The organism is Acinetobacter sp. YH01024, assembly GCF_013420195.1.
GTDB classification, from domain to species: domain Bacteria; phylum Pseudomonadota; class Gammaproteobacteria; order Pseudomonadales; family Moraxellaceae; genus Acinetobacter; species Acinetobacter amyesii.
Window position 1 is genome coordinate 1 of the sequence record NZ_VOYQ01000079.1, and the last position, 6,235, is coordinate 6,235.

Genomic DNA, 6,235 nt, shown 5'->3' on the forward strand with positions numbered 1-6,235 from the left:
AGTACCAGCGTACGGCCCACAGAATGATGTCACGCTGAAAATGCCGGCCTTTGAATGGGTTCATGTGCAGCTCCATCAGCAAAAGGGGATGATAAGTTTATCACCACCGACTATTTGCAACAGTGCCCGTATTGTAGAGATTAAGAAGTTTTTAGCGAATCATAAAAAGACTACCTTAAATGATGTAGCTACTATTACTTTAATTAATCCTTCAACCTTTAAACGTATTCCTTTAGCTTCAGAAAAAGTAGCTGCTGGTTTCCCCTCTCCCGCACAAGATTACATTGATAAAACTTTAGACATGAATGAACACCTTGTGAAAAATGAAGCTGCAACATTTGTTGTCAAAGTAGCTTCTCTTTCCATGCGTGACGCAGGCATTGAAATTGATGACGAGCTTTTAGTGGATCGTAGTCTTGAAGCTAAACACGAAGATATTGTTATTGCTTTAATTGACAATGAGTTCACCGTTAAGCGGTTAATGATTGAAGGTGATAAGTGTTGGCTTAAAGCTGAAAATCCAGATTATGACGATATTCACCTTAATGATTGCCAAGAATTATTAATATGGGGTGTAGTGACCTTTGTCATTAAGCCATTTAGGAAACATAAATAATCTAATCCTATTGGTCTAATCTACATGGAAAATCAAAATAAGATTTTTGCTTTGGTAGACATTAATAACTGTTATGTAAGCTGTGAACGTGTCTTTAATCCAAGCCTGAATAATAAGCCAGTAATCGTATTATCTAATAATGACGGTTGTGCTGTGGCTCGTTCACAAGAAGCTAAAGACTTAGGAATAAAGATGGGTGTACCTCTTTTTCAACTCAAGGAGCTTGTAGAGCAGCACAATATTACAGTCCTTTCGAGTAATTATGCTCTATATGCGGAAATGTCCCGCAGATTTATAAAAGTCCTAGCTGAATTTGTTACACCTCAAGAACAAGAAATTTATTCGATTGATGAATGCTTTTTAGATCTAACTGCTTATGCTTCAAATTATGATCTAACTGCTTATGCTCATTTAATTCTGGATCGGCTCTCACGTTGGCTAGGTTTGCCGGCCTGTATTGGAATTGGACGGACTAAAACAGAAGCAAAAATGGCTAATCATATCGCTAAAAAGAATAGTTATTTAAAAGGTGTATGTAACCTTGTTTCAATGGACTATTGTTCGATTGAGGGCTTATATCAATCTATAGAAGTTAGTGAAGTATGGGGGATTGGTAGAAAGCATACTAAAAAGCTGAATAGCCTAAGCATTAATACAGTTCTAGATTTTGTTTGTGCTTCACCCTTAATGATTAGAGATCAATTCTCTGTAGTCATGCACAGAACTCTATTAGAATTACAGGGAATTTCTTGCATTGAAATTGAGCAAAGTCCTAAAGCAAAAAAACAAATAATAGCAAGCCGTTCCTTTGGCCAGAAAGTTTATAGCTGTGAGGATCTTAAAGAAGCGATTACGCTTTATGTTCAGGATGCCGTAAGCCGTTTAAGAAGTGAAAATTTACTATGTGGCTGTATTATTAGTTTTGTTCAATCTAATCCATTTGATACTTCTGAGCCTTTTTATAATAAATCTTTGTCTTACGCTTTACCCGATCCATCAGACAATAGTTTATTACTTTCTAAAATTGCTACCTCAATGGTTGATCAGCTATACCAAAAGAATATTGGATTTAAAAAATGTGGAGTTATCCTCACTTGTCTTGAACCTAAAGCCACTCATATTTATGACTTATTCACGGACATGAACAAGATAGAATCAAGTAATAAACTTATGGATTCACTCGATGATATACAGAATAAATTTGGTAAGAGAAAAATAGGATTAGGTGCCAGTATGCTACCTGATAGAAATTGGAATATGTCACGTAATAAGCTGTCTCCCAATTACTTTAAATGGGATCAACTTATGAGTGTTAAATAATTAGTCATGACTAAGATAATTTTTTTGCATGTGACTTGCCACCTGGCTAAAAGGAATAACAGGAATTGAAATTAAAATATGCAGCGTTTATAGCTCTTTTAATAGTAGTGTCTGTTATGGCCTTTAAACAGGTTTATAACCCTTACTTTGATCAAGATAAAGAAGTAAAGACGTTTAGCTTTAATGGAAAAAAATTAACGGCTCTGTACCTATATAGGGAGCATGATCAAGAAATAGGTTTTAAAGAAAATCCTTCATTAAAGCCTTTAGTCTTTACGTGGAAAAAGCCGATTTATACCTGTTTTAATATGGTCAATGTACCTTATGACTTAGAGATATTTTTCTTTAATACAGATAAAAAAATTATTGGATCGGCTGTAATGGAAAAGTTTTCCAAAAAGCAGTATTGCCCCAAAGAAAAGATTCAATTTGCATTAGAAAGAATAAAAACTTAGATTTTTCAATCTAGTCTTTAGTATCTTTAAAATTGTTTGAATAGTAACTATATGGATAAAGAGTATAAAATATGTCTTTAATGTCGATACTGAAATCTTCAGATCCTAAGTGCAAGGAAGTAAAAGAAATTATAAAAAGTGTCGCACCCCAAAAAAAAGATTTCAAAACTTACAGTGGTATTCCTCCTTTTACTAATTATGAAGTTATGAGTGAACATAAATTAACGAGTAGTTATGATTCAGGCTTGGTTGGTACAGCATTTGACTACTTATCTAAAATAATTTGTGCGTACTACACGAATACTGAATTGAGTGCTAAGGAATTTGAGCAACCTAAAATTATCAGCTTTCTAGAGGAAACGAAAAATAAAAGCATTTTGGTATTGTATAAAAAAATTCAAAATCACATAGATTTTCTACTAGCTAATAAATCAAACGATTTAGAACTAAATGAAGAATTTATTGGTGGAATTATTCTTTTGGCTAAATTAGAAAATCTATGGCGATCTGGATTTCTACCAGTAGCAACAAAGAAAGACATACTAAAACCAACGGAGAACGTGGTTTACGAAGATATATCTTCCCTAGTCAAAAATTTTGATAATGTATTCATTAAGAATGGTCTTATTAAGCCTGATAGTCTGATCACATACAATCCCAGATATTCTGCAAATATCCGTGTTGCACTAGGGGGGATAGATGCAGATATTTGTATTGATGAAACACTATATGACTATAAAAGTACAAAAAATCATGGATTTATGATTAAAGACAGTATGCAGATCACATCGTATTACTTATTCTATTTAATGGATCGAATTATGTCGTCAACAGTGCAGATGCAACGACACAGAATAGAACGAATTGCATTATATAAAGCGAGATTTGGCCAAATTGAATATTTTGATGTTAAGCATATACCTGAAAAAGATTTAAAATATGCAATTTTTGAGCTTAATAGGATGTTTAAATTAGGTATGCCCGCTCAGAAAATTAAGGATTTTTAAAGGGCACTAAAGCACAGTATTGCGCCTTATCCTTCCCTTATATTATTAACGGTCTTGCTCTTTCCCCTTGTTCTTTCCGTGTTGAAGATCTAGCTTATTAGGTTGAATCTGTGGCTGTGGCGTTGGTTTTTTCACTTCTACCTGTTTCCGTAAATAGTCCACTAGATCAACTGCTAGTTTTCTATCTTGCGGATCTGGTGACTGTGATAGAGCTTTAGTAATTTCCTTGTAATGCGTCAATGCTTCTTTTTCTTGCTGTTTAGCTTTCTGGACACGTTCTGGACTTGCCTTATTTTTACCATATCGCTTAAACGATTTGCCCTGCTCTTTCATTTGTTTAACTGACTGCTTATCACTTCTATTTTTTTGAAGCCTAGCTATACGTTTTGTCGCATTCGCTTCAATCCCTCTGGATCTTAATTTTTCAGCAAAACTTTCTCGCCATTCCTGAAGATCAGCCTTCCTGATATTTAACCGATCACCTTTTTCAGAAACAGCTTTAACAACAACATGCACATGCGGGTTTTCACTTGGATCTTTTGAAGGGTCATTGGTAAAGGTATGCTGCACCATCATATATTTATGGTCTTTAAAATGTTCCTCTGCAAATTCTTTTGCAGCATCATAAACGCCTTTTTCATCCGTACCTTTCGGCATAGATAACACAATATTAAAAGCCTGCTTATATTTAGATTCTTCATCAGAAATAGGTGTACCTGACATTTGCCAATCTTCAGCAGTATCTTCTATATCATCCTTACCATTAACTTTATTTCCGTCCTGATCAATTCCCTCTAATTGCCCATTCCGTGTGATATATCCCATGTGGGCTTTCACCTTCCCCATAGAATTACCTCCACCAGTAACCTTGACCATTACTTCAGGGGTCTTTTTACTGATTCTATTTAAAGTTGCCTTAACGCTATTTGGAGATGATTTAGGGGCTGATTTAGCTGAATGGCCAGATCCATTTTTAGGCTTAGACAGATCATTTAAAAAAGTATCTAAACTTTGGGTCTGATTAACACGCTTAACTTTAGATCCGTTAAGTAGCTGCTCACCATGAGCAAGCAAAGTGCTTTGCACTTCTCTGGTAGTCTTACTGCTTCCGTTAGCCATTATTCCCACCTCTTTTTATTGCGCTCTAATAGAGTGAAAACATGCCTAACTTGAGCTTTTACTAGCTGATGTACTCGCTCGACAAATTCTCTATCGTAAGATTCATAAATACCCTGATTCATATTCTTAGCCATTTGGTTTAGGTTTCTACCAATCGCCAAAAGCTGACTATTTGATTCGCCAAGTTTAAGAGCTTCTTCCTGGCTAAAGAATATTGAATCTTTTGTGACATTAGCTGTTAAAACCGAAATGATATATTGATTCGGTTTCATGCCGATCTGTGCTGCTTTCTCATTAATGGCTTTCATCAAACTTGGTTTAAGCCGTAATTCTTTGCGTGATGTTTTTTCAAATACATCTATAACGTCTTGCGTTTTTTCTATTTCAGATAACTTTTCCTTGATCATTTTTTTGATCAAGTCGTCTGGATCTACTTCTTCAAACTTAGCTAACTGATAGATTTTTTCGGTTAAGTCCTTTTCCAGATTCAAGGAAAAATCTTGTCCTGAAAAGTTAGGATCATTCTCTTTTTGATAAGAAAGTTCTAACGCTTTTTGGAAAGGTGCGCCTTTCTTAATTCCCTGTTTTTCACACTTTGCTTCCCACCAATCAAGCACTGCCCGATCAACTCTGAAAAAGATTTTATTGTCTTTAGTCATGATTAATTCCATAAGCAAAGTAATATTTTGCTTATCCCATTCTATCAACTGGGTGACAAAATGGCAATTTTAACGGCTACTGCCTATCCTGCCCTAGATTATATATCTTCTTTTTTTCCCTCTTTTCTCCTTAGTCATGACTAAGGGTAATCAAGCTAGGTGGTCGGGAAAACCCGCCCAAAAAAAGACCTTGCATTAGCAAGGTCTTTTTCCATTGGTAGGTTTAGGCTTCTTGTAAATACTCGATTTCAAGGCTGCTGCAATCTACGGATACCTCTGTTCCATCTTCGTATTTGATCCATGCAAAACCCAAAGAAGAAGGCTTTTTATTAAGCATCAGGTTCGCTTGTCTGCCGTCATGAATAACAACTAAAAGCGGTTTTTTGATTTTGTCTGGATCTTCTTCTTTAGCTTCTGGCTGCTCTTTCTGGTTCGATTGATCCATCAGTTTTTTAACTTCAAGTTCTTCAGTCGCTTCAGCTTGATCATTCCCATTAAAATTGAAAGATTCATTATCATCAATAATAGCGGTTTGCTCTTGGCTTTCTTGCGCCTGTGGTTCTGATTCTGGATCTGCTTCAGTCGCTTCAGCTTGCTTAGGTTCTTTTAACTTTTTAGATAGAGCCTGTACTTTCGATCTGATAATGTCTTGACCATTCTCTAAAGATTCATCCACCCAAGCGTTTACTTCTTCAGGGAATGATTCCCAAAGTTTGCGTAAGTCATACAAAGTCTTTGGAGATTTAAAACCTGCATCATAAGCCTTAGATAAGCACTCTGGCATATCCACTAAAGCTAGGTGAGTAGAAATAAAAACAGGATCTTCATTTAACTTTTTAGCGATTACGTTTTTCTTCTCGCCTTGCTTAATTTTCTTTTGGATGAAAAGTGCAAGCTCAATAGGTGAATGGTTAAGGCGTTCTTTATTCTCCGGTGGTGTTTCAAAAAGTATGCTGGCATTAAACGAATCCATTATTGATATAAAAGAACACTAAATCAAAGGCTTTGAAATGATTTTCAAGCTTTTTGGAGAAGTTGCAGCTTCTCCTAAAGCCTCGC

The 6,235-nt window shown here is 35.5% G+C and carries 7 protein-coding genes and 1 pseudogene; 4 read left to right on the top strand and 4 right to left on the bottom strand.

Features of this window, described 5'->3' with window-relative positions; all coding sequences use genetic code 11:
- Window positions 1-88: 88 nt before the first annotated feature.
- From FTT88_RS16595 to FTT88_RS16610, 4 genes are all read left to right on the top strand, one after another.
- Window positions 89-616: a LexA family transcriptional regulator gene (locus FTT88_RS16595; RefSeq protein ID WP_180041311.1), complete on the top strand. Its 528-nt coding sequence runs from the start codon at window positions 89-91 to the stop codon at window positions 614-616.
- Between the two features lie 24 nt (window positions 617-640).
- Window positions 641-1,936, top strand: a complete 1,296-nt coding sequence (locus FTT88_RS16600) for a Y-family DNA polymerase (protein WP_180009810.1) — start codon at window positions 641-643, stop codon at window positions 1,934-1,936.
- 116 nt (window positions 1,937-2,052) lie between these two features.
- Window positions 2,053-2,391, top strand: coding sequence for a DUF192 domain-containing protein (locus tag FTT88_RS16605; RefSeq protein WP_180009812.1), 339 nt, complete (start codon window positions 2,053-2,055; stop codon window positions 2,389-2,391).
- A 71-nt stretch (window positions 2,392-2,462) separates the two neighbouring features.
- The gene (locus FTT88_RS16610; RefSeq protein ID WP_015060294.1) at window positions 2,463-3,398 is read left to right on the top strand and encodes a hypothetical protein; all 936 of its coding nucleotides are present in this window, start codon (window positions 2,463-2,465) and stop codon (window positions 3,396-3,398) included.
- A gap of 45 nt (window positions 3,399-3,443) precedes the next feature.
- Here the strand turns inward: FTT88_RS16610 and FTT88_RS16615 are convergent, their stop codons facing one another.
- From FTT88_RS16615 to FTT88_RS16630, 4 genes and pseudogenes are all read right to left on the bottom strand, one after another.
- Window positions 3,444-4,517, bottom strand: coding sequence for a relaxase/mobilization nuclease domain-containing protein (locus FTT88_RS16615; RefSeq protein ID WP_104516576.1), 1,074 nt, complete (start codon window positions 4,515-4,517; stop codon window positions 3,444-3,446).
- Entirely contained in the window at window positions 4,517-5,176 is a 660-nt protein-coding gene (locus FTT88_RS16620) for a plasmid mobilization relaxosome protein MobC (protein ID WP_180041309.1), read from the bottom strand. Before FTT88_RS16620 ends, FTT88_RS16615 begins: the two co-directional genes overlap by 1 nt.
- Window positions 5,177-5,399: 223 nt before the next feature.
- Window positions 5,400-6,149 (bottom strand): transcriptional repressor KorB C-terminal beta-barrel domain-containing protein, encoded by a 750-nt coding sequence (locus FTT88_RS16625; protein WP_227607606.1) that lies wholly within the window; start codon window positions 6,147-6,149, stop codon window positions 5,400-5,402.
- Window positions 6,136-6,235: pseudogene (locus tag FTT88_RS16630) on the bottom strand (IS1 family transposase); the annotation flags it as partial. The pseudogene FTT88_RS16630 and the gene FTT88_RS16625, both read right to left, overlap by 14 nt.